Source organism: Streptomyces sp. (assembly GCF_035563135.1).
Classification (GTDB): Bacteria; Actinomycetota; Actinomycetes; order Streptomycetales; family Streptomycetaceae; genus Streptomyces.
This window is the reverse complement of record NZ_DATMVN010000780.1, coordinates 1-22,320: the sequence shown is the minus strand read 5'-3', so window position 1 is coordinate 22,320 and position 22,320 is coordinate 1. Positions and strand designations below refer to the sequence as shown.

21 protein-coding genes and 2 pseudogenes are annotated in these 22,320 nt (G+C 71.6%); 17 read left to right on the top strand and 6 right to left on the bottom strand.

Translation table 11 applies throughout. The features are described from left to right. Window positions 1-196 precede the first annotated feature (196 nt). The gene (gene aceB / locus VN520_RS34710; protein ID WP_325750931.1) at window positions 197-1,816 is read right to left on the bottom strand and encodes a malate synthase A; all 1,620 of its coding nucleotides are present in this window, start codon (window positions 1,814-1,816) and stop codon (window positions 197-199) included. Between the two features lie 254 nt (window positions 1,817-2,070). Then, entirely contained in the window at window positions 2,071-2,700 is a 630-nt protein-coding gene (locus tag VN520_RS34705; protein WP_325750930.1) for a nucleotidyltransferase family protein, read from the bottom strand. 167 nt (window positions 2,701-2,867) lie between these two features. On the opposite strand from VN520_RS34705, the gene VN520_RS34700 reads away from it, so the two are divergent. Beyond that, window positions 2,868-3,182, top strand: coding sequence for a DUF5955 family protein (locus tag VN520_RS34700; RefSeq protein ID WP_325750929.1), 315 nt, complete (start codon window positions 2,868-2,870; stop codon window positions 3,180-3,182). A gap of 179 nt (window positions 3,183-3,361) precedes the next feature. Here the strand turns inward: VN520_RS34700 and VN520_RS34695 are convergent, their stop codons facing one another. Further along, entirely contained in the window at window positions 3,362-4,162 is an 801-nt protein-coding gene (locus tag VN520_RS34695; RefSeq protein WP_325750928.1) for an IclR family transcriptional regulator, read from the bottom strand. A 331-nt stretch (window positions 4,163-4,493) separates the two neighbouring features. Here VN520_RS34695 and allB point away from each other — a divergent pair, with 331 nt between their 5' ends. The 3 genes from allB (at window position 4,494) to VN520_RS34680 (ending at window position 7,414) form a co-directional block, all read left to right on the top strand. Next, window positions 4,494-5,837 carry an allantoinase AllB gene (allB, locus tag VN520_RS34690; protein WP_325750927.1) on the top strand — a complete coding sequence of 448 codons (1,344 nt, stop codon included), beginning with the start codon at window positions 4,494-4,496 and terminating at the stop codon, window positions 5,835-5,837. A gap of 2 nt (window positions 5,838-5,839) precedes the next feature. Beyond that, on the top strand, window positions 5,840-6,955 hold the full coding sequence (gene alc, locus VN520_RS34685; RefSeq protein WP_325750926.1) for an allantoicase: 1,116 nt from the start codon (window positions 5,840-5,842) through the stop codon (window positions 6,953-6,955). A gap of 129 nt (window positions 6,956-7,084) precedes the next feature. Further along, entirely contained in the window at window positions 7,085-7,414 is a 330-nt protein-coding gene (locus VN520_RS34680; protein ID WP_325750925.1) for a putative quinol monooxygenase, read from the top strand. 33 nt (window positions 7,415-7,447) lie between these two features. Here VN520_RS34680 and VN520_RS34675 read toward each other — a convergent pair whose 3' ends face one another. Further along, complete coding sequence (locus tag VN520_RS34675) at window positions 7,448-8,284, bottom strand: aldo/keto reductase (protein ID WP_325750924.1); 837 nt, start codon at window positions 8,282-8,284, stop codon at window positions 7,448-7,450. Between the two features lie 250 nt (window positions 8,285-8,534). On the opposite strand from VN520_RS34675, the gene VN520_RS34670 reads away from it, so the two are divergent. Beyond that, complete coding sequence (locus VN520_RS34670; protein WP_325750923.1) at window positions 8,535-9,596, top strand: YihY/virulence factor BrkB family protein; 1,062 nt, start codon at window positions 8,535-8,537, stop codon at window positions 9,594-9,596. Window positions 9,597-9,611: 15 nt separating this feature from the next. Here VN520_RS34670 and VN520_RS34665 read toward each other — a convergent pair whose 3' ends face one another. Beyond that, entirely contained in the window at window positions 9,612-10,256 is a 645-nt protein-coding gene (locus VN520_RS34665; RefSeq protein WP_325750922.1) for a TetR/AcrR family transcriptional regulator, read from the bottom strand. Between the two features lie 220 nt (window positions 10,257-10,476). Between VN520_RS34665 and VN520_RS34660 the strand changes: the two genes are divergently transcribed. The 5 genes and pseudogenes from VN520_RS34660 to VN520_RS34640 all read left to right on the top strand — a co-directional run bounded on the left by VN520_RS34660 (window position 10,477) and on the right by VN520_RS34640 (window position 14,593). Next, window positions 10,477-11,397, top strand: a complete 921-nt coding sequence (locus VN520_RS34660; protein WP_325750921.1) for a DMT family transporter — start codon at window positions 10,477-10,479, stop codon at window positions 11,395-11,397. Between the two features lie 19 nt (window positions 11,398-11,416). Continuing rightward, window positions 11,417-11,953, top strand: a pseudogene (locus VN520_RS34655) (response regulator); the annotation flags it as partial. A gap of 33 nt (window positions 11,954-11,986) precedes the next feature. Continuing rightward, window positions 11,987-13,159, top strand: coding sequence for a cytochrome P450 (locus tag VN520_RS34650; RefSeq protein ID WP_325750920.1), 1,173 nt, complete (start codon window positions 11,987-11,989; stop codon window positions 13,157-13,159). 49 nt (window positions 13,160-13,208) lie between these two features. Next, window positions 13,209-13,385, top strand: a pseudogene (locus VN520_RS34645) (thioesterase); the annotation flags it as partial. 11 nt (window positions 13,386-13,396) lie between these two features. Next, window positions 13,397-14,593, top strand: a complete 1,197-nt coding sequence (locus tag VN520_RS34640) for a cytochrome P450 (protein WP_325750919.1) — start codon at window positions 13,397-13,399, stop codon at window positions 14,591-14,593. Window positions 14,594-14,600: 7 nt separating this feature from the next. On the opposite strand, the gene VN520_RS34635 is transcribed toward VN520_RS34640, so the two are convergent. Next, entirely contained in the window at window positions 14,601-15,605 is a 1,005-nt protein-coding gene (locus VN520_RS34635; RefSeq protein ID WP_325750918.1) for a Gfo/Idh/MocA family protein, read from the bottom strand. A 93-nt stretch (window positions 15,606-15,698) separates the two neighbouring features. Between VN520_RS34635 and VN520_RS34630 the strand changes: the two genes are divergently transcribed. The 7 genes from VN520_RS34630 to VN520_RS34600 all read left to right on the top strand — a co-directional run bounded on the left by VN520_RS34630 (window position 15,699) and on the right by VN520_RS34600 (window position 22,204). Next, a complete protein-coding gene (locus VN520_RS34630; protein WP_325750917.1) occupies window positions 15,699-16,460 on the top strand; it encodes a GntR family transcriptional regulator in 762 nt (253 codons plus the stop codon). A gap of 209 nt (window positions 16,461-16,669) precedes the next feature. Beyond that, a complete protein-coding gene (locus VN520_RS34625; protein WP_325750916.1) occupies window positions 16,670-17,683 on the top strand; it encodes a substrate-binding domain-containing protein in 1,014 nt (337 codons plus the stop codon). Next, complete coding sequence (locus tag VN520_RS34620) at window positions 17,680-18,729, top strand: ABC transporter permease (RefSeq protein WP_325750915.1); 1,050 nt, start codon at window positions 17,680-17,682, stop codon at window positions 18,727-18,729. The genes VN520_RS34625 and VN520_RS34620 overlap by 4 nt, the downstream gene beginning before the upstream one ends. Further along, window positions 18,726-19,586 (top strand): ATP-binding cassette domain-containing protein, encoded by an 861-nt coding sequence (locus VN520_RS34615; RefSeq protein ID WP_325750914.1) that lies wholly within the window; start codon window positions 18,726-18,728, stop codon window positions 19,584-19,586. The genes VN520_RS34620 and VN520_RS34615 overlap by 4 nt, the downstream gene beginning before the upstream one ends. 132 nt (window positions 19,587-19,718) lie before the next feature. Continuing rightward, a complete protein-coding gene (locus tag VN520_RS34610) occupies window positions 19,719-20,885 on the top strand; it encodes an ROK family glucokinase (protein WP_325750913.1) in 1,167 nt (388 codons plus the stop codon). 75 nt (window positions 20,886-20,960) lie between these two features. Further along, window positions 20,961-21,623 carry a hypothetical protein gene (locus VN520_RS34605; RefSeq protein ID WP_325750912.1) on the top strand — a complete coding sequence of 221 codons (663 nt, stop codon included), beginning with the start codon at window positions 20,961-20,963 and terminating at the stop codon, window positions 21,621-21,623. A gap of 299 nt (window positions 21,624-21,922) precedes the next feature. After that, window positions 21,923-22,204 carry a helix-turn-helix domain-containing protein gene (locus VN520_RS34600; protein WP_325750911.1) on the top strand — a complete coding sequence of 94 codons (282 nt, stop codon included), beginning with the start codon at window positions 21,923-21,925 and terminating at the stop codon, window positions 22,202-22,204. Window positions 22,205-22,320 lie beyond the last annotated feature (116 nt).

The window sequence follows — 22,320 nt, the reverse complement described above, 5'->3', positions numbered from 1 at the left end:
TCGCACGCCGGCCCGGCGGCCTCGCCCTGGCAGGCGGGCCGGGGGCTGCCATGGCCGCCTCGTCGCCACCGACCGCTGCACATGCCCCGCCCGCACGGTGACCGCAGGTCTCCCCGCATGCCGGAAGCGCCGCACCCCGGTGCGGTGACGCGCGGGGTGCGGCGCTTCGTGGTGGGCGGGCGGCCCGGGCGGGCGGTCAGCCCAGCTGCTCGTACGCCGGCAGTGTCAGGAAGTCCGCGTAGTCCTGGTCCAGGGAGACCTGGAGCAGGAGGTCGTGGGCCTGCTGCCACTTGCCGGAATCGAAGGCCTCGTCGCCGATCTCCGCGCGGATGGCGGCCAGTTCCTCGGCGGCGACCTTGCGGGCCAGGTCCGCCGTCGCGTGCTCGCCGTTCTCGAAGACCACGTCCGCGCTGATCCACTGCCAGATCTGCGAGCGCGAGATCTCGGCGGTGGCGGCGTCCTCCATCAGGTTGAAGATGGCGACGGCGCCCATGCCGCGCAGCCACGCCTCGATGTAGCGGATGCCGACCGCGACCGCGTTGCGCAGGCCGTCGTACGACGGCTTCGCGTCCAGCGTGTCGATGGCGATCAGGTCGCCCGCCGCGACCGAGACGTCCTCGCGCAGGCGGTCCTTCTGGTTCGGCCTGGCGCCGAGGACGGCGTCGAAGGAGGCCATCGCGATCGGGACCAGGTCGGGGTGGGCGACCCAGGAACCGTCGAAGCCGTCGCCCGCCTCACGGTCCTTGTCGGCCTTGACCTTCTCGAAGGCGACCTTGTTGACCTCGGCGTCGCGCCGCGAGGGGATGAAGGCCGCCATGCCGCCGATGGCGTGCGCGCCGCGCTTGTGGCAGGTGCGGACCAGGAGTTCGGTGTACGCCCGCATGAACGGGGCCGTCATCGTGACCAGGTTGCGGTCCGGCAGGACGAACTTCGAGCCGCCGTCGCGGAAGTTCTTGACGATGGAGAAGAGGTAGTCCCAGCGGCCCGCGTTCAGCCCGGAGGCGTGGTCGCGGAGCTCGTAGAGGATCTCCTCCATCTCGTACGCGGCGGTGATCGTCTCGATCAGGACGGTCGCGCGGACCGTTCCCCGCGGGATGCCGACGTAGTCCTGGGCGAAGACGAAGATGTCGTTCCAGAGGCGCGCCTCCAGGTGCGACTCCGTCTTCGGCAGGTAGAAGTACGGGCCCTTGCCGAGGTCGATCAGGCGCTGCGCGTTGTGGAAGAAGTACAGGCCGAAGTCGACCAGCGCACCGGGCACCGGGGTGCCGTCGAGCTGGAGGTGACGTTCGTTCAGGTGCCAGCCGCGCGGACGCGTGACGACGGTCGCGAGCTCCTCGGCGGGCTTCAGCGCGTACGACTTGCCCGACTTCGGGTCGGTGAAGTCGATGTTCCGGGTGTAGGCGTCGATCAGATTGAGCTGGCCGGTGATCACGTTCTCCCACGTGGGGGCGGACGCGTCCTCGAAGTCGGCGAGCCAGACCTTGGCGCCCGAGTTCAGGGCGTTGATGGTCATCTTGCGGTCGGTCGGACCGGTGATCTCCACCCGCCGGTCGTCCAGCGCGGCCGGAGCCGGGGCGACCTTCCAGGTGTCGTCCACGCGGACGGCTTCCGTCTCCGGCAGGAAGTCCAGCGTGGAGGTGCGGGCGATCTCGGCGCGGCGCTCGCCGCGGCGGGCGAGCAGCTCGTCACGCCGGGGCGTGAACCGCCGGTGCAGCTCGGCCACGAACGCGAGGGCCGCATCGGTCAGGACCTCGTCCTGCCTCGGCAGGGGCTCGGCATCGACGATGGCCAGCGGGGACGGCGCTGGTGCGGACATGAGCTGTCACTCCTTCAGCGGGTGGTGCGGCGGTGTCCCACGGCCGCCGGGTCGCCCGCGGCGGCACGGGGTGCCAGGGCTCCGGGATACGGCCATGGGTGCCGCCGAGGACCGGAAGCGGAACCATGGGCTTCTGAGCAGTGGATATTAGTTTCCTTATGGTGGAATTTCAATGGTTTGTTGATGTCGAGATTCTCCGGGTCGACAGACGCGCCGCCGCGGTGGCTCGGCGTGCCAGGTCCGATACGGTGCGTTCACTCCAGGCGCGTCAGGTCCTCTGCCGTGTCGATGTCGTACGCCTGAGCCACATCGGAACACTCGATGAGGGTGATCGCATCGCGGTGCGCGCGCAGGTACGCCCGTGCCCCCTGGTCGCCCACCGCACCCGCCGAGACGTCCGGCCACCTGTCGGCCCCGAACAGCACGGGGTGGCCGCGCTCCCCGTCGTAGGCGCCGGCCGCCAGCGTCGTCCGCGACCGGTACGCCGAGCGGACCCGGGCGACCGCCTCCGCCCCGATGCCCGGCTGGTCGACCAGGAGGACGAGGGCCGCGTCGGCGCCCGAACCGGCAAGGGCGCCCAGGCCCGCCCGGAGTGAGGAGCCCATGCCCTCCTCCCAGGACGGGTTCACCGTCACCGTGCACGCGGAGAGGTCCGCCCGGGCCCGCACCTCCTCGGCGGCGGCGCCCAGGACGACACGGACGGGGCCGCACCCGCCGTTGCGCAGTGCCCGCACCGCGTGCTCGACCAGGGGGCGGCCGCGGTGTTCCAGCAGTGCCTTCGGCCGGCCACCGAGGCGGCGGCCGCCACCGGCTGCGAGCAGTACCCCGGCGATCACGGGAATTCGTCGTGTGTGAGTCACGTGCCCTGGATACCACTGCGCCATGCGAACGGGTGAAAGGGGAATCACCCCTCCGGGGTACCCCGATTCCCGGTTCGCGCAGTGGCGCAGGCCGCCTTCGATGCCTTTAACTTGACGGCAGGCCCGGGCATTTGGACGTCGCCCGGGGTCAGGCCGACGGGCCGGCACAACGGCGTGCGAGGGGGAGTGCTTTGTTGCGAAGCGTGGGGCAGGAGCGGTTGGCCGGGAGCGGCGAGGACCCGAGAGTGACGGAGCTGCGCACGGCGGTCTCCCGGCTCCGCCGTGAACTGGCCGGACATCCCGCCGAGTTCCCGGACCGGGGTATCGCCGAGGAGGAACTGGCCGCGCTGAACGCCATGGCGGTCGGCGGCAGGCCCGAGATCCCCCGGCTGCGCCGTTCGCTGCTGCTGGTCGCGGGGGCGATCGGCTCGGTCAGCGCGCTCGCACCCGGTCTGCGCGAGGTGCGGATGGCGGTCGATCTGTTCGGTGAGCCGCCGGGCCGCTAGCGCCGCGTCGGCCGGGGCCCGCCCCGCCGAGCCGCCCGGCACACCCTCTCGCCTCACCGGCCGGAAGCCCGGGTGCGTTCCGTACGAGGACTTCCGGCCGGCGCCCGGGGGGTACGTGCCGGATGCCGCTCCTCGGCGGGCGAACCCCGGCTGCCGCGGCACCGGCGCGGCAGCCGGCCTCAGGGGGCCGGTGTGCTGCTCGCCAGTGCCTCGGAGAGTTCCTTCGCGATCTGCTGCAGGATCGGCACGATCCGTTCGGTCGCCGTCTCGGTCACCCGGCCCGCGGGCCCGGAGATGGAGATGGCGGCCGAGGTGGGGGAGTCCGGCACCGGGACGGCGAGGCAGCGGACCCCGATCTCCTGCTCGTTGTCGTCCACCGCGTAGCCGGCCCTCCGCACCTGTTCGAGCGCGTCGAGGAAGCCGTCCGGCGTGGTGATCGTCTTCTCGGTGGCCGCCGGCATGCCGGTACGGGCCAGCAGGGCCCGCACCTCGTCCGCCGGGGTCTGCGCGAGGAGCGCCTTGCCGACCCCGGTGGAGTGGGGCAGCACCCGCCGGCCGACCTCGGTGAACATCCGCATCGAGTGCTTCGACGGCACCTGGGCGACGTACACGATCTCGTCCCCGTCGAGCAGTGCCATGTTCGCCGTCTCGCCCGTCTCCTCGACCAGACGCTGGAGATACGGCCGCGCCCAGGTGCCCAGCAGCCGGGCCGCGGACTCGCCGAGGCGGATCAGGCGCGGGCCCAGCGCGTAACGCCGGTTGGGCTGCTGGCGTACGTAGCCGCACACGACCAGGGTGCGCATCAGCCGGTGGATGGTCGGGAGCGGGAGCCCGCTGCTCGCGGAGAGCTCGCTGAGGCCGACCTCGCCCCCGGCGTCCGCCATGCGCTCCAGCAGATCGAAGGCGCGCTCGAGGGACTGCACGCCGCCGCTGGAACCGGCGGGTTTGGAGTCGGATGTGCTGGCGTGGGACGGCGGCACGTCAACGGTCCTTTCGAAGCGGAGGCAAGGCAGCAGCCTACCGGGCTGTTCCCGATCGGCCCACTGCTCCCGGTGCGGCGTCCTTGCCGGTCAGGAGCTGTTTTGTCCTGGTGTCGGCGGTCCGGCCCGCCTTCGGCCCGAAGCACGGTGATGCCGCTCCTGGTCCATTCTACGTTCCGCCTGCCGAAAATGAACTTCTACTTCGTGGAAATCTCCAAGCGGGACCGTCTGTGGTCCGCCGGCGCCCGCGCAGGGAAGTGGGGGCTTGACGGGCCGCATTCCCGAGTGAAGACTCCTTCAACAAAACGTTGAATCTGCGTGAGGAGCACAGGTGTCCGGTGTGGACGTGAAGCTGGTACTCCGCTCGACGCGCGTCGTCACCCCCGAGGGCACCCGCGCCGCAGCGGTCCTCGTCACCGGCGGCGAGATCGAGGCGGTCCTGCCGTACGACACGGAGGTGCCCGGCGGCGCCCGCGTCGAGGACTTCGGCGACGACGTCCTGCTGCCGGGGCTCGTCGACACCCATGTCCACGTGAATGACCCCGGGCGCACCGAGTGGGAGGGCTTCTGGACCGCCACCCGCGCCGCGGCGGCGGGCGGCATCACGACCCTGCTCGACATGCCGCTCAACTCCCTCCCGCCGACCACCACGGTCGAGCACCTGCGCGTCAAGCAGCAGGTGGCCGCACCCAAGGCGCATGTCGACACCGGTTTCTGGGGCGGCGCGATCCCCTCCAACACCAAGGACCTGCGCCCGCTGTACGAGGCCGGGGTGTTCGGCTTCAAGTGCTTCCTCTCGCCCTCCGGCGTCGAGGAGTTCCCCGAACTGGACCAGGAGCAGCTCGCCCGCTCCATGGCCGAGATCGCGGGGTTCGGCGGCCTGCTGATCGTGCACGCCGAGGACCCCCACCACCTGGCCGCGGCCCCGCAGCGGAGCGGGGAGAAGTACGCCGACTTCCTGGCCTCCCGCCCCCGCGACGCGGAGAACACCGCGATCGAAGGGCTCATCGCGCACGCCAAGCGGCTGAACGCCCGCATCCACGTCCTGCACCTCTCCTCCAGCGACGCCCTGCCGCTGATCGCCGAGGCCAAGCGCGAGGGCGTACGCGTCACCGTCGAGTCGTGCCCGCACTTCCTGACCCTGACCGCCGAGGAGGTCCCGGACGGCGCGACGGAGTTCAAGTGCTGCCCGCCCATCCGGGAGGCCGCCAACCAGGACACGCTCTGGGCCGGGCTCGCCGACGGCACGATCGACTGCATCGTCTCCGACCACTCGCCCTGCACCACGGACCTCAAGACCCCCGACTTCGCCTCCGCGTGGGGCGGGATCTCCTCGCTGCAGCTGGGCCTGCCCGCCGTCTGGACCGAGGCGCGCCGGCGCGGTCACACCCTCGACGACGTCGCGCGCTGGATGTCCGCGGCCCCCGCCTCCCTCGCGGGCCTCACGCGCAAGGGCGCCATCGAGGCCGGACGGGACGCGGACTTCGCGGTCCTCGCCCCCGACGAGACCTTCACCGTCGACCCGGCAGGACTCTTCCACCGCAACCAGGTCACCGCTTACGCGGGGAAGACCCTGCACGGCGTCGTCAGGTCCACCTGGCTGCGCGGCGCCCGGATCGCGGCCGACGGCGTGCTCGCCGAGCCCACCGGCCGTCTTCTCGAAAGGGACCGGTGACCATGACGACGACACCGCGCTTCACCGGCGACGCGAGCCCGTACGGAGGAGGTGACCCGTACGCCGACTACCGCACCGCCGACTTCCCCTTCACCCATCTCGTGGACCTCGCCGACCGTCGCCTCGGCGCCGGCGTCATCGCCGCCAACGACGAGTTCTTCGCCGAGCGCGAGAACCTGCTGAAGCCGGAGCCCGCGGAATTCGACCCCGAGCGCTTCGGGCACAAGGGCAAGATCATGGACGGCTGGGAGACCCGCCGCCGGCGCGGTACGAGCGCCGCCGAGCCGCACCCCGCCGACGAGGACCACGACTGGGCCCTCGTGCGCCTCGGCGCTCCCGGCGTGGTGCGCGGGCTGGTCGTCGACACCGCGCACTTCCGCGGCAACTACCCGCAGTCGGTCTCCGTCGAGGCGGCCTCACTGCCCGGCTCCCCGTCGCCCGAGGACCTCCTCGCGCCCGACGTGGAGTGGACGACCCTCGTGCCCCGCACGGCCGTCGGCGGTCACGCGGCCAACGGCTTCGCGGTCGACGCGGAGCAGCGCTTCACGCACCTGCGGGTCAACCAGCACCCCGACGGCGGCATAGCGCGCCTGCGGGTCCACGGCGAGGTCGCCCCCGACCCGGCATGGCTGGCAGCACTCGGTACGTTCGACCTGGTGGCCCTGGAGAACGGCGGCGAGGTCGAGGACGCCTCCGACCGCTTCTACTCCCCGGCCACCCACACCATCGCCCCGGGCCGCTCCCGCAAGATGGACGACGGCTGGGAGACCCGCCGCCGCCGCGACAAGGGCAACGACTGGATCCGCTACCGGCTGGCCGGACAGTCGGAGATCCGGGCGGTCGAGATCGACACCGCTTACCTCAAGGGCAACGCGGCGGGCTGGGCGGCGGTCTCGGTCAGTGACGGCGAGGGAGGCGCGAGGACGGAGATCCTGCCCCGCACCCGGCTCCAGCCCGACACGAACCATCGCTTCGTGCTGCCGGAACCGGTGCGCGGCACGCACGTCCGGATCGACATCTTCCCGGACGGCGGGATCTCCCGGCTGCGGCTCTTCGGCTCACTGACCGCGGAAGGGGCGGCGCGGCTGGCGGCCCGCCACGAGGAGCTCGGCGGATAGCCTCCGCGCGCACTGCGCACTGCGCACTGCGCACTGCGCACGGTCCACGGGCGGGTGTGCCGGTTCATGCCCGGCCTGTGTGGATATGGGACCCTGGTCGGGACGCCGCCGCCCCGACCAGGAGTCGCCATGATCTTCATCGCCGTCAAGTTCACCGTGCGTACCGCCGAGCGTGACAACTGGCTCCCGGCCGTGGAGGACTTCACCCTCGCCACCCGCCAGGAGCCGGGCAACCTCTTCTTCGACTGGTCCTACAGCGTCGAGAACCCGGACCAGTTCATCCTGCTGGAGGCGTTCGCCTCGCAGGAGGCGGGTGTCGCCCATGTGAACTCCGAGCACTTCAAGGCGGCGATCGACACCATGTCGGAGCTCGTCAGCGAGATCCCGGAGATCATCAACGTCGAGGTGCCCGGGGACGACTGGTCCCGCATGTCGGAGATCACCCCGCGCAACCGGTGACCGCCGCCCCCCACCGGGCGGCGGCCGGTGCCCTCAGAACTCCTCGTGCGTCTCGGGGTCCCCGCCGAAGCGGTGCGGCGGCCGCGCCCCGATGCGGTCCAGCTCCTGCTGTGTCAGCTCGAAGCCGAACAGGTCGAGATTCTCCCGCTGCCGCCCGGGATCGGCGGACTTCGGGATGGGCACCGCCCCCAGCTGGGTGTGCCACCGCAGCACGACCTGGCCCGGGGTCACCCCGTGGGCCTCGGCGGCGGCGATCACTTCCGGAGCCTCCAGCACCTGACGGCCCCGGGCCAGCGGACTCCAGCTCTCCGTGACGATGCCCTTGGCGGTGTGCAGCGCCCGCAGGTCCTCCTGGGGGAGCAGGGGGTGCATCTCGATCTGGTTGACCACGGGCAGTACCCCCGTCTCCTCTTCCAGCCGCCCGAGATGCTCCGCCGTGAAGTTGGAGACGCCGATGGAGCGTACGAGACCGTCCTCGCGGAGCCTGATCATCGCCTTCCAGGTGTCGACGTACTTGTCCACCCGGGGCAGTGGCCAGTGGATGAGATACAGGTCGACGTACTCCAGCCCCAGCTTGCTCCGGGACTCCTCGAACGAGGCCAGCGTCTCCTCGTACCCGTGGTGGCGGCCGGGCACCTTGGTCGTGACGAAGATTTCCCGCCGCGGCACACCGGAGCGGGCGATGCCGCGGCCGGTGCCGGTCTCGTTCCCGTAGTTCAGCGCGGTGTCCACGAGCCGGTAGCCGAGCCGCAGCGCGCCGGCGACGGCTTCCTCGGCCGCCTCGTCGTCGAGCGGCCAGGTGCCGAGGCCCACCGCGGGGACGGTGCTGCCGTCGTGGAGGTTGCGGACCGGGGGCGGTGTCTGGCTCATGGTCTCCCTTTTCGTTCGCGTACCGTCCCCGCCAGCGTAGGACGGGCCGCCGGGCGGGTCGCGTGAGGTGGCCGCCGCACGGTGGAGGGCGCCGCCGGGCGCACCGGTGGACCCCGCCCGGCAGCGGGGCCGGAACAGGCGGGGGAAGCGAGGCCGCCCGTACGGGCCGCGGGGCGGCAACTCGTCCATCCAGAGGCACGAAGCGGTTGTAAGGTCGCGTGACGGGCACACCTGGGGTTGTCTGCTGTCCATGGCGCACGAACAGCAGAACCAGGACGGCACGGGCCCGCGTGAAGGGCGGGCGGGTGCCGGTCCGGATCCGCAGGTGGAGCACGACGCACCCGACACGCCCACCGAGGTCGGCAGGGCGTCATGGGCGGCGGTGCTGAGGCGCACGCTGAAGGAGTTCAAGGGGGACGAGCTCACCGACCGGGCGGCGGCCCTGACCTATTACGGAATCCTGGCCCTGTTCCCCGCCTTGCTGGTACTCGTCTCACTGCTCGGCATCGCGGGCAGGTCGACGACGCGGACCGTGCTGGAGAACATCCAGAAACTGGCCCCGGGCGCCGCGCGTGACGTCTTCGCGAACGCGGTGGACCAGCTGCAGACCAGCAGCGGGACCGGCTGGGTGATGGCGGTCGTGGGCCTGGTGGCCGCCCTGTGGTCGGCGTCCGGCTACGTGGCCGCGTTCATCCGGACCTCCAACGCCGTGTACGACCTGCCCGAGGGCCGCCCGGTCTGGAAGGTGCTCCCGGTCCGTGTCGGCCTGACCCTGGCGCTGCTGGTCCTGGCCTGCGCCAGTGCGCTGATCGTCGTGCTCTCCGGCGGAATCGCCCGCCGGCTCGGGACCGCCCTGGGCATCGGCGACACGGCCATGACCGTCTGGTCGATCGCGAAATGGCCCGTCCTGGTCCTCCTGGTGGCCGTCATGCTGGCGATCCTGTACTGGGCGGCGCCGAACACCAAGGGGCGAGGCTTCACGTTCGTTTCGCTGGGGAGCCTGCTGGCACTGCTGATCTGGATGGCCGTGTCGGCCGCCTTCGCCTTCTACGTCGCCAACTTCAGCTCGTACAACAAGACCTACGGCGCTCTGGCGGGAGTGATCATCTTTCTGGTCTGGCTGTGGCTCACGAACCTCGCGGTGCTGCTCGGCCTCGAATTCGATGCGGAGATGGACCGGGAACGAGCTGTCATCGGCGGTCATCCACCCCTGGAGGAGCCCTACGTCGCCCCCCGGGACACCCGAAAGTGGACCGACCAGGACCGCAGGGCCATGGGTGACACCGGCCCCTCGGACCCGCGATCCGGCTGAGGGCCGGTCAGGTCGTCAGGGGGCGGCCGGCAGCGCGGAAGGGTCGGTGGCGACGGCGTGCAGCCGCCCCAGGATGGCCCGCGCCGCCTTCGTGTAACCGGGGTTGTTGTTGTGCAGCACGGACTCCGCGTTGGCCAGTTCCATGAACGCGATGAGCTCGAACGCCAGCTGTGAGACGTCCGTGTCCGCAGCGAGTTCGCCCCGCACCCTGGCCTCCTCGACGGTCTCCTCCACGAAGGTGACCCAGCCCGTCTGCGTGGAGGCCAGGGCGTCGTGCACCTTGCCCTCCCTGGAGTCGAACTCGGCGATGGTCGCGTAGAAGAAACAGCCACCGCTGAACACCCGGCGCTGCGAGTAGGAGAGCCAGCTCTCGCACATCCGCCAGACGCGGCCCAGACCGGGGGGGACCGCCCTCGTCGGTGTCAGCACGTGATCGACGAAGACGGCCACGGCGGCGCGCACGGTGGCGAGCTGCAGCTCCTCCTTGGAGCCGAAGAGGGCGAACACACCGCTCTTGCTCAGCTTCAGCTCCGTGGCCAGCCGGCCGAGCGACAGACCCTCCAGCCCCTCGGTCGAGGCGACGTGGACCGCGCGCCCCAGCACCAGCTGCCTGGTCTGGTTCCCCCGCTCGACCCGTCCGTCCAGCCGCGCTCCACCCATGTGCCAACTCCGTGTGTCCGAGCGTCCCAGGACCGACATTCTAGGAGGAGCCGATACCGGTGGGAGACCGCTTCGACCGGTGACGAACCCTGCGAACAGGTGGCCGAGTCACCCTGCGGAAAGAGGTTCCCGAGGGGACGGCGGTTCGGTACGGTGATCGCTCCCGTGGGAGCCGGTGAAGTCTCCACACCTTTCCCTCTGTGGAGATCCAGGAGAGCACGTGTCCTCTGCCGCCCTGCCCGCCCTCGCTCCGCCCCGCCGCGCGTGGGTCACCGACCTGCCGCTCCTGCTCGTCGCCGCCGTCTGGGGAGCCAGCTACCTCGCGGCCAAGGGCATCACCACGACGCACACCGTGATCGCGGTCCTCGTGCTGCGCTTCGCGGTCGTGCTGCCCGTCCTGGCCGTCGCCGGGTGGCGCGGGCTGCGGGCACTGAGCGGCCCGCAGTGGCGGGGCGCCGGCCTGCTGGGGCTCGTGCTCAGCGGGATCTTCCTGCTCGAGACGTACGGCGTCGTACACACGTCGGCGACCAACGCGGGGCTCATCATCAGCCTCACGATGATCTTCACCCCGCTGGCCGAGGCGGCCGTGACCCGGGTCCGGCCGCCGGCGGGCTTCCTCGCGGCGGCGGGCCTCTCGGTGACCGGTGTGGTGCTGCTGACGCAGGGCGGCGGTTTCACCACCCCCTCGGCAGGTGATCTGCTGATGCTGCTCGCGGCTCTCGCCCGTACGGTCCACGTCCTGGCGATGGCGCGCATCAAGGCGGTCCAGGACGCCGATTCGCTCTCCCTGACCACGGTCCAGCTCGGCAGCGCGGTCGCCGTCTTCGCCGTACTGGCCGCTCTTCCCGGGACCGGGCCGGCGCCCTGGACCGTGGCGGCGGACTTCGGCGCCACCGAGTGGGCCGGGCTGCTCTTCCTGTCCGTCCTCTGCACGCTGTTCGCGTTCTTCGTGCAGATGTGGTCGGTACGCCGCACCTCGCCGTCCCGGGTCAGCCTGCTGCTCGGTACGGAGCCGCTGTGGGCCGCCGCCACCGGCATCGCCATCGGGGGAGAACGCCTCGGCGTGCTGGGGGTACTGGGCGCGGTGCTCGTGCTGACGGGCACGGCGTGGGGACGCCGGCGCGCCGACGCCACATCCTGACGGGGCCCCCGTCACGTACATCCGGATGCCGGGCATGGACGGGCTGACCGCGACCGAGGAGCTCCGGCGCCGGCCCGGCGCGCCCGAGGTCATCGTCCTGACCACCTTCCACGCCGACGAGCAGGTGCTGCGCGCGATCCGCGCGGGGGCGGCGGGCTTCGTCCTGAAGGACACCCCGCCCGCGCAGATCGTCGAGGCGGTCCTGCGGGTCGCAGCCGGTGAACCCGTCCTCTCGCCCGCCGTCACCCGCAGGCGCATGGCCCGCGCGGCGGGAGACCCGGCGGACGACCGCCGGGCCCGCCGGACACACGCCAGGCAGCGGTTCGCCGAGCCGGGGGAGCGTGAACAGGACGTGGCCGCGGCGGTCGGCCGGGGCGGCTCCAACGCGGAGATCGCTGCGGCACTCCATCTGGGCGTGGCCACCGTGAAGACGCACGTGTCCCGGATACTGGCCCGGCTCGGACTCAACAACCGTGTACAGATCGCCCTGTTGGTCCACGGCGCGGGTCTCCTCCACGAGGACGAGGACGACGCGCGGGGCGGCCGCCTAGGCTGAACGGGCCGGACCGGAAAAAAAGGGGGCGGGACGATGTCGGTGATCGATCTGCGCGGGGTGGCCGACTTCAGCGCGAATCCGTATCCGTACTACGCGAAGATGCGTGCCGAGGGACCGGCGCACCTCGTCCGTACCGACGATTTCGAGCGGGTCTGGCTGATCGTCGGTTACGAGGAGGCCCGTGCGGTCCTCTCGGACCAGCGGTTCAGCAAGGACTGGCGCACGATCGAGCGCTTCACGGCATCCAGCAACCCGATCAACGCCAACATGCTGGAGACGGACGCCCCGCACCACACGCGGCTGCGCAAGCTCGTCGCACGCGAATTCACCGCCCGGCGGATCGAGTCGATGCGCCCGCGCGTCGAGCAGATCACCTCGGACCTCCTCGACGCGATGGTGCCCGCCGGGAGCGCCGACCTCATCGACGCGTTGGCCTTCCCGCTGCCGATGACCGTGATCTGCGAGCTCCTCGGTGTGCCCGACATCGACCGGGACGCCTTCCGCCTGCTGTCCAACGCGATCGTCACGCCCCTCTCGCCGGAGAAGGAGAGCGAGGCGGTCCACGCCATGGGCGCCTACCTGGACGAGCTGATCGAGGACAAGCGGTGCGCTCCGGGCGACGACCTGATGAGCGCCCTGATCCAGGCGCGTGACGACGAGGGCGACCGTCTTTCTCCGGACGAACTCATCGGCATGGCGTTCCTGCTCCTGGTGGCCGGGCACGAGACCACCGTGAACCTGATCTCCAACGGCGTACGGGCCCTGCTCGACCACCCGGAGCAGCTGGCCCTGCTCCGTACCGAGCCGGAGCTGATCGACGGCGCCGTGGAGGAGATGCTCCGCTACGACGGCCCCGTCGGGACGGCGACCTTCCGCTTCACCCGGGAACCCGTCCAGGTGGGCCCGGTCGTCATACCGCGGGGCGAGGCGGTGCTGGTCGCCCTGGGCTCCGGCGACCGGGACCCCGGCCGCTATCCGGACCCGGACACCTTCGACATACGGCGCGCGGCGCAGGGGCATCTGGCCTTCGGGCACGGCATCCACTTCTGCCTGGGCGCCCCGCTGGCCCGGATGGAGGGCCGCGTCGCGATCCGCGCGCTGCTGGAGCGCTGCCCCGCACTCGTGCGCGACCCGGACGGCGGGGAACCCGACTGGCTGCCCGGACTGCTGCTCCGGGGGGTACGCCGCCTTCCGGTGCGGTGGTGAGGTGGAATGACGTCCATGACCGCACTCCCCGTCGGCACGGCACGACACGTCCTCCCAGTACGTACGTCCGGCGAGCGGCCGCGCCCTGAGCGCCCACGCCGGGGCCGTCCGCACCGGCCGCAGGCAGGCCGTTGTGCGCTGCGATCCGTACACCGTGGGCGACGAGAGGGCGGAAACCCTGTGCGCGGTGGCGCAGGGGACCGTGCTCCCGGCCCGTCCGACCTGAAAGGAACCACGTTGACCACGAAAACCCTGCTCGACCTCGGCGCGCTCGGCGACGACTTCATCCGCGACCCGTATCCGGTCTACGCGCGCTTACGCGCCCGTGGGCCGGTGCACCGGGTCCGCATCCCGGAGGGTGCGGAAGCCTGGCTCGTCGTCGGGTACGAGGCGGGGAGGGCCCTCCTCGCCGACCAGCGGCTCTCCAAGGAGTGGAGCAGGGCCACGCCCGCGCTGGGCGTCGGGAAGGTGTCCGTGGGGACATCCATGCTGGGCTCGGACGCCCCGGACCACACCCGGCTGCGCAGGCTCGTGGCAAGGGAGTTCACCGCGCGCCGGATGGAGCAGCTCGCCCCTCGCGTACAGGAGATGACCGACGGTCTGCTGGACTCGATGCTCGACGGGCCGGACCGGAGCGCGGACCTGGTCGAGGCGCTGTCGTTCCCGCTGCCGATGGCCGTCATCTGTGAACTCCTGGGTGTGCCGTCCCTGGACCGGCAGGCGTTCAGGGAGTGGTCCAACACGGCGGTGTCGTCCCTCGACGCCGAGGCGCGTGGCCGGGCCAAGGCCGCCATGACGACGTATCTGGGCGACCTGATCGCCGAGAGGCGCGCGGCACCCGGGGACGACCTGATGAGCGCGCTGATCCACACGGCCGACGACGACGGCGACCGCCTCTTCGCCGAGGAACTCCTCGGCATGGCCTGGCTGCTGCTCGTCGCCGGGCACGAGACCACGGTCAACCTCATCTCCAACGGTGTCCTGTCACTGCTGAGGCACCCGGACCAGCTGGCTGCCCTGCGCGCGGACTTCGGCCTCATCGACAACGCGGTCGAGGAGACGCTCCGCTACGAGGGGCCCGTCGAGACCCCTACGTACCGCTTCACCACCGAACCGCTCGACGTCTCGGGCACGGTGATCCCCGGCGGCGGTGAGCTCGTCCTGGTCGCGATGGCCGACTGCGACCGCGACCCCGCCCGCTTCCCGGACGCCGGCCGCTTCGACATCACGCGGGACGCGCGCGGACACGTCGCCTTCGGCCACGGCATCCACTACTGCCTGGGTGCGCCGCTCGCCCGCATCGAGGCCCGCATCGCCATCCGGTCGCTCCTCGAACGCTGCCCGGGACTGCGGCTCGACACGGACCCGGCCCGCCTGTCCTGGCGTACGGGCATGCTGATCCGCGGCCCGCTGAGCCTGCCGGTGTCCTGGTAGCGGGGCTTCAGATCTCAGGGACCTCCGTCATCCGTACGGGGCGGCGCTGACCGCGTGACAGCTCGCACGCCTCGGCGATGCGCAGTGCGTGCAGCGCCTCCCGCCCGTCGCACGGGTTGGCCCGTTCACCGCGTACGACGCCCAGGAACGCGTCCAGTTCGGCTTCGTACGCCGGGGCGAACCGCTCCAGGAAGCCCGGCCAGGGCTCGGCCGGGGCCGGCGGTCCCTGCGGCTCGGCGGAGGTCAGCGGCGTACGGCTGTCGAGGCCGACGGCGATCTGGTCCCGCTCGCCGGCCAGCTCCATGCGTACGTCGTAGCCGGCCCCGTTGCACCGGGTGGCCGTCGCGGTGGCGAGCGTGCCGTCGTCCAGGGTCAGCAGGGCTGCCGCCGTGTCCACGTCGCCCGCCTCCCGGAACATCGCCGGGCCCGCGTCCGACCCCGTGGCGTACACCTCCGCCACCTCACGGCCCGTCACCCAGCGCAGGATGTCGAAGTCGTGCACCAGGCAGTCCCTGAACAGGCCGCCGGACAGCGGCAGATACGCGACGGGCGGGGGAGCGGGGTCGGACGTCGTCGCCCGCACGGTGTGCAGCCGGCCCAGGGCCCCACCGCGCACGGCAGCGCGTGCCGCCGCGTAACCCGCGTCGAACCGGCGCATGAAACCGAGCTGGAGCACACTGCCCGCCCGCTCGACCTCGCGCAGCGCACCCAGGGTCCCCGCCAGGTCCAGTGCGATCGGCTTCTCGCAGAAGGCGGGCAGACCGGCCCGTGCCGCCCGGCCGATGAGAGCGGCGTGCGCCGAGGTGGCCGAGGTGATCACGACCGCGTCCACCCCCGCCCGGAGGACCTCCTCGGCGGACGCGACGGCCGTCGAACCCGTCCGTGCGGCGACCCGCGCGGCACGGGCGGCGTCCGCATCCGCCACCACCAGGGAGGCGACCGCGGGGTGGCGTGCCAGGACGCCCGCGTGGAAGGAACCGATCCGGCCCGTGCCGATGAGTCCGATGCGCATGGACCCAACGTGCCGCCACCCAGGCGCACTGTCAACTATATGTCCTGACAAAGTGGAGGGTGCGGTGCGGCCGTACGGGGTACGCTCCGTGCCGTGCCCAAACCCGCCGCCGACTCCGCCGCCCTGGGGCTGGGCGTGGACCGCACCAGCCCCGTCCCGCTCTACCACCAGCTGGCCCGGCAGCTGGAGGCGGCCGTCGAGCAGGGGCGGCTCGCGCCCGGCAGTCTCCTCGGCAACGAGCTGGAGCTCGCCGCCCGGCTCGGCCTGTCCCGGCCGACCGTCCGCCAGGCCATCCAGTCGCTCGTCGACAAGGGGCTGATGGTGCGCCGGCGCGGCGTCGGCACCCAGGTCGTGCACAGCCGCATCAAGCGCCCCCTCGAACTGAGCAGCCTCTACGACGACCTGGAGACGGCGGGCCGGAGCCCGGCCACCCGGGTCCTGCGCAACACGGTCGGGCCGGCGACGCCCGAGGCCGCCGCCGCGCTCGGCGTCGAGGAGGGCAGTGACATCCATCTCGTCGAACGGGTGCGCTACGCGCACGACGAGCCGGTGGCGCTCCTGCGCAACCACCTGCCTCTGCACCTGCTCGACCTCGGCACCGAGCGGCTGGAGTCGACCGGCCTGTACCGGATGATGCGGGCCTCCGGCATCACCCTGCACAGCGCCCGGCAGTCGGTCGGTGCTCGCGCCGCGGCCCCCGAGGAGGGCGGACTGCTCGCCGAGCCCGCCGGGGCGCCGCTGCTGACGATGGAACGCACCACCTTCGACGACGGCGGCCGGGCGGTCGAATTCGGCTCACACCTCTACCGGGCGTCGCGGTACGCCTTCGAGTTCCAGCTGCTGGCCCGGCCCTGAGACCCGGTCGGCGGCCTCCGGTCGGAATGTTCGGACACAGACATTGACGTGATCATGCTGGGTCACTAGAACGGCGGGAGGGCGCGGTCCGTGCCCCTGCCGGGCCATACCGGACCGGACTCGGGGATACTTGGCCCGCCGGGCGGCGAGTCCGCTCTCCCCGGCTTCACCAGGCAGCACAGCGAGCAGCACTAGAAGGGCACGGCGTCGTGGCAAGGGTTCGGACAGGGGTACGCGCGACAGGCGCCGTGCTGGCAGCGGTACTGGCGGCCTCCCTCGCGGGATGCAGCAGCACCGGCGGCAAGCGGGCGGAGGAGCGCGCCGCCCAGCAGGCCGCCGAGGGCCGGGCCGCGGTGAACACGCCCCGCTGGACGTTCGCCATGGTCACCCACTCGGGTGATGGCGACACTTTCTGGGACATCGTCCAGAAGGGTGCGGAGCAGGCGGCCGTCAAGGACAACATCAACTTCCTCTACTCGCACGACGCCGAGGGGCAGCAGCAGGCCGAGCTCGTCCAGACCGCGATCGACAAGAAGGTCGACGGCCTGATCGTCTCGCTCGCCAAGCCGGACTCGATGAAGGCGGTCGTGGCCAAGGCCGTGAAGGCCGGCATCCCCGTGATCACGGTGAACTCCGGCTCCGCCGAGTCCAAGGCCTTCGGCGCGCTCACCCACATCGGCCAGGACGAGTCCATCGCGGGCGAGGCGGTCGGCGACGAGCTCGACGAGCGCGGCCGCAAGAAGGCGCTGTGCGTCCTGCACGAGCAGGGCAACGTCGGCCACGAGCAGCGCTGCGCCGGGGCGAAGAAGACCTTCGGCGGGACGATGCAGAACCTCTACGTCGACGGCACCAACATGCCCGACGTCCAGGCGTCCATCGAGGCCAAGCTCGACTCCGACCGGAGCATCGACGCGGTCGTCACCCTCGGCGCCCCGTTCGCCGCCGCGGCCGTCAAGGCCAAGCAGACCGCGGGCAGCAAGGCCGAGATCGACACCTTCGACCTCAACGCGAGCGTCGCCACCGGGCTGCAGGACGAGTCGCTCGGCTTCGCCGTCGACCAGCAGCCCTACCTCCAGGGCTACCAGGCCGTCGACCTGCTCTGGCTCTACCGCTACAACCGGAACGTGCTCGGCGGCGGCCTGCCCGTCCTGACCGGCCCCCAGGTCATCACCCGCGACGACGCCGACGCGCTGGCGGAGTACACGAACCGGGGGACCCGATGACCGCGGCCGGACAGCCGGCGGCGCCGCACACCGACGAACGCCTGCTGCGCACCTCCCCGCTGCGCAAGCTGCTCGGCCGGCCCGAGCTCGGCTCGGTCGTCGGGGCCGTGGCCGTCCTCCTCTTCTTCGCGATCGTCGCCGACAGCTTCCTCCAGGCCTCCAGCCTCGGCACCGTGCTGTACGCGGCCTCCACCATCGGGATCATGGCGGCGCCCGTGGCGCTCCTGATGATCGGCGGCGAGTTCGACCTCTCCGCCGGTGTGATGGTGACCAGCTCCGCGCTGATCTCCTCGATGTTCAGCTACCAGATGACCGCGAACGTCTGGGTGGGCGTCTTCGTGTCGCTGCTGGTCACCCTGGGCTTCGGCGCGTTCAACGGCTTCATGCTGACCCGCACCAAGCTCCCGAGCTTCATCATCACGCTCGGCACGTTCCTGATGCTGACCGGCCTGAATCTGGGCTTCACCAAGCTGATCAGCGGCACGGTCTCGACCAAGGCCATCGGGAACATGGAGGGCTTCGAATCCGCCCGCAAGGTCTTCGCGTCCCACCTCACCCTCGGCGACGTCGAGCTGAAGGTCACCATCCTGTGGTGGGCGGCGCTCGTCGCGATCGCCACCTGGATCCTGATCCGCACCCGCTTCGGCAACTGGATCTTCGCCGTCGGCGGCGAGGCCGACGCCGCCCGCGCGGTCGGCGTACCCGTGATCCGCACGCGCATCGGGCTCTACCTCGGTGTCGCCTTCGCCGCCTGGGTCTCCGGGCAGCACCTGCTGTTCTCCTACGATGTGGTGCAGTCCGGCGAGGGCGTCGGCAACGAGCTGATCTACATCATCGCGGCCGTCATCGGCGGCTGTCTGATCACCGGCGGCTACGGCTCCGCGATCGGGTCCGCGGTCGGCGCGGTCATCTTCGGCATGACCAGCAAGGGCATCGTGTACGCGGAGTGGAACCCCGACTGGTTCAAGTTCTTCCTGGGAGCGATGCTGCTCCTGGCCACCCTGCTCAACGCATGGGTACGCAAGCGCGCGGAGGCGACGAAATGACGGCCATCCAGGCCCCGGCCCCCCGGGACGCGGCCGGCCCGGCGCTCGTCGAGCTCGACGGCGTCAGCAAGTACTACGGCAACATCAAGGCCCTGGAGGACGTCTCCCTGGAGGTCCACGCGGGGGAGATCTCCTGCGTCCTCGGCGACAACGGCGCGGGGAAGTCCACCCTCATCAAGATCATCGCGGGGCTGCACCGGCACGACGCCGGGACGTTCCTGATCGAGGGTGAGGAGACCACGCTCGCCAACCCGCGCGACGCCCTGGACCGGGGCATCGCCACCGTCTACCAGGACCTGGCCGTCGTCCCGCTGATGCCGGTCTGGCGCAACTTCTTCCTCGGCTCGGAGCCGACGAAGGGCTCCGGCCCGTTCAAGCGTCTCGACGTGCGGCGGATGCGCGGGACGACCCGTGCGGAGCTGCTGCGCATGGGCATCGACCTGCGCGACGTCGACCAGCCCATCGGCACCCTGTCGGGTGGCGAACGCCAGTGCGTGGCCATCGCCCGCGCGGTGTACTTCGGCGCCAAGGTCCTCGTCCTCGACGAGCCGACCGCGGCACTCGGGGTCAAGCAGTCGGGGGTCGTGCTCAAATACGTCGCGGCCGCCAGGGACGCCGGACTCGGCGTGGTCCTCATCACGCACAATCCGCACCACGCCTACCTCGTGGGGGACCGTTTCGTGCTGCTCAAGCGCGGCGCCATGGCCGGCAGCCACACCAAGGACGGCGTCACACTGGACGAACTGACCCGTCAGATGGCCGGGGGGAGCGAGCTCGACCAGCTCAGCCACGAGCTGGAGCGAGCCCCGTCACCCGGCCGCCCCGGGGACCGCCCGGCCGGCGGCGACACCCCGTAGACCCCGCTCCGCACCCCCCGCCCCCGGGCCGGAGTCCGGTTCCGGGGGCGGGGGAATGGCAGAATCGTGTACGGCGGGCGCCGCCCGCCGCCGGACTGATCACCGCCCGGCCCCCCGACCTGCGCAGGGACGATGAGCACGTACCGCGACTTCACACACCGCGGCTCCGCCCGCGCGACCGTCCTGCGGACCGTCGGCACCAGGGAGCGGCGCTCGCACCTGACGGCGCCCAGGGTCCCCACCGTCGGCATCGACATCGGCGGGACGAAGGTGATGGCCGGCGTCGTCGACGCCGACGGCAACATCCTGGAGACCCTGCGCACCGAGACGCCGGACAAGTCCAAGAGCCCCAGGGTCGTCGAGGACACCATCGTCGAACTGGTGCTGGACCTCTCCGACCGGCACGACGTGCACGCGGTCGGGATCGGCGCGGCGGGCTGGGTCGACGCGGACCGCTCCAAGGTGCTGTTCGCGCCGCACCTCGCGTGGCGTGACGAACCGCTCCGCGACGCCCTGGCCTCCCGGCTGGTGGTCCCGGTGATGGTCGACAACGACGCCAACACGGCGGCCTGGGCGGAATGGCGTTTCGGCGCCGGCCGCGGTGAGGACCATCTGGTCATGATCACGCTGGGCACCGGCATCGGCGGCGCCATCCTGGAGGACGGGCACGTCAAGCGCGGCAAGTACGGCGTCGCGGGTGAGTTCGGCCATATGCAGGTGGTGCCCGGCGGGCACCGCTGCCCCTGCGGCAACCGCGGCTGCTGGGAGCAGTACAGCTCGGGCAACGCCCTCGTGCGCGAGGCCAGGGAGCTCGCCGCGGCGGACTCCCCGGTGGCCCACGGCATCATCGAGCGGGTCAAGGGCAACATCCCGGACATCACCGGGCCGCTCATCACCGAGCTGGCCCGGGAGGGCGACGCGATGTGCGTCGAGCTCCTCCAGGACATCGGTCAGTGGCTCGGCGTCGGCATCGCCAATCTCGCGGCCGCCCTGGACCCGTCCTGCTTCGTCATCGGCGGCGGTGTCAGCGCTGCCGACGACCTGCTGATCGGCCCGGCCAGGGACGCGTTCAAGCGCCACCTCACCGGCCGCGGCTACCGCCCCGAGGCCCGGATCGCCAAGGCGCAGCTCGGCCCCGAGGCGGGCATGGTCGGCGCCGCCGATCTCGCCCGTCTGGTCGCCCGGAGGTTCCGGCGGACCAACCGCCGCAGGGTCGAGCGCTACGAGCGGTACGCGCAGTTCTACGACCAGGCCGCGAGCACCATCCGGAACACGCGCGGCACCCGTACCGACGACTGATCCGCGGGCCGTGCGCCGCGGCACCCGGCCTCCCGCACTCCGTTTTCGTACCGCAGCTTCGAGGGATCACTGACCATGACCGCAGCCGAGCACCACATCGTGCCGCGCCAGCCCCCTTCGTCCGGCTCCTCGGGGCCCCCCGGGCCGTCCGGCTCCCCGGGCGCCTCGGACTCCTCGGAACCCTCCGGCTCCTCCGGGGACGGGACGCCTCCGCAGGACCGGCGGAAAGTGATCCGGCGGCGCCTGATCACGCTGACCATCATCGTCCTGCTCATCGGTATCCCGGCCGGCTATCTGGTGATCTCCGCAGGTCAGAGCCGCCGCTCCGGCAAGGACAAGGAGGCCGAGGCCGCTGCCCGGGGGCTGCGCGAGGACTGGCCTTCCGGCATGCAGCGCCGGATCTTCGAACTGCCCATCCCGGGCAATGCGGTCGGGGTGCAGTACTACGAGACGAACAACTGGAAAGCCAGCCGGATGTACGTGAAGTTCCGTACGACCTCCGCCGGGCTGGACCGCTTCCTGAGTGGTGTCGGCACCGGCAGGGCCGCGCTGGAGACCGGAAAGGTCACCATCGGCGAGCGGGACATCAAGATCACCGGATGGTACTTCGGACCGGGCGTCCACTGGGCGGGAACAGTCCACAAGAACAAGGACCCGCGTCCCACCCAGAACATCACCGTCAACATGACCGATCCGGCGGCTCCGGTCGTCTACGCGGTCTCCGCGGCGACCCCCTGACGAAGAGCGGACGGGCCGCTCATCACTCCGGAGCGAGGGGGCGAAAGGCCTCCGAACCGCAGTACGCCGCTGGTGAGGTGACTGCACAGGCTCGCCGGGTGGGTGGTCGTGGCGGCCGGACGTGCGACGACGTCCGATCCGGCCGCTGGGGCGTGACGGCAGTGCCTGTCCGTGTGCGCGGGCTGACCTGCCGGGAGGGACGGGGCCGCAGCGGACCGTGTGCCGGGGCGGTTCTCCGGTCCGGTGCGCCACCGGTGTGCGAGGGTTCCGCCGGCTTCGGCCGGCGGAACCGGGTGCCGGTGACCGCCCGGCCGGCGCAGGCCGACGAGGACACCGTCCGGGACGTGATCCACCGGTTCGACGGGATCGACCTGGACTGCCCGGACCCTCGGCGGGCGGGAGGCCGTCCCCGCCTGCTCAGCCCTGACGACGAGGACTTCGTCGTGGCGGCGGCCGCCACCCGCCCGGCCCGGCGGATCCACACGGTCACAGCACCGGCCGTCGGCAGTTCTTCCGCCCGGCGCCCGACAGCAGCCCGAGCAGATGAGCGCGTGCTGCGGCCCAGGGCTCGACCCGCCTGAATCGTCCCGCGGTCCGGGCCCTCGACGCGGTGGCGAAGCCGTGCTCTGCCGCGGGCTTGGAACTCGGCATCTTCGGCTGAGCGGGCCGATGGAGGTCATCGTCCCCGGATGTGCGG

Excerpts from the sequence above, each read along its gene's own strand:
- VN520_RS34635 (WP_325750918.1), bottom strand. The coding sequence starts at position 15,605 with ATGCGCATCGGACTCATCGGCACGGGCCGGATCGGTTCCTTCCACGCG.
- VN520_RS34680 (WP_325750925.1), top strand. The coding sequence starts at position 7,085 with ATGATCTTCATCGCCGTCAAGTTCACCGTGCGTACCGCCGAGCGTGAC.
- VN520_RS34620 (WP_325750915.1), top strand. The coding sequence starts at position 17,680 with ATGACCGCGGCCGGACAGCCGGCGGCGCCGCACACCGACGAACGCCTG.
- VN520_RS34610 (WP_325750913.1), top strand. The coding sequence starts at position 19,719 with ATGAGCACGTACCGCGACTTCACACACCGCGGCTCCGCCCGCGCGACC.
- VN520_RS34705 (WP_325750930.1), bottom strand. The coding sequence starts at position 2,700 with ATGGCGCAGTGGTATCCAGGGCACGTGACTCACACACGACGAATTCCC.
- alc (WP_325750926.1), top strand. The coding sequence starts at position 5,840 with ATGACGACGACACCGCGCTTCACCGGCGACGCGAGCCCGTACGGAGGA.
- aceB (WP_325750931.1), bottom strand. The coding sequence starts at position 1,816 with ATGTCCGCACCAGCGCCGTCCCCGCTGGCCATCGTCGATGCCGAGCCC.
- VN520_RS34675 (WP_325750924.1), bottom strand. The coding sequence starts at position 8,284 with ATGAGCCAGACACCGCCCCCGGTCCGCAACCTCCACGACGGCAGCACC.
- VN520_RS34650 (WP_325750920.1), top strand. The coding sequence starts at position 11,987 with ATGTCGGTGATCGATCTGCGCGGGGTGGCCGACTTCAGCGCGAATCCG.
- VN520_RS34670 (WP_325750923.1), top strand. The coding sequence starts at position 8,535 with ATGGCGCACGAACAGCAGAACCAGGACGGCACGGGCCCGCGTGAAGGG.
- VN520_RS34665 (WP_325750922.1), bottom strand. The coding sequence starts at position 10,256 with ATGGGTGGAGCGCGGCTGGACGGACGGGTCGAGCGGGGGAACCAGACC.
- VN520_RS34615 (WP_325750914.1), top strand. The coding sequence starts at position 18,726 with ATGACGGCCATCCAGGCCCCGGCCCCCCGGGACGCGGCCGGCCCGGCG.
- VN520_RS34605 (WP_325750912.1), top strand. The coding sequence starts at position 20,961 with ATGACCGCAGCCGAGCACCACATCGTGCCGCGCCAGCCCCCTTCGTCC.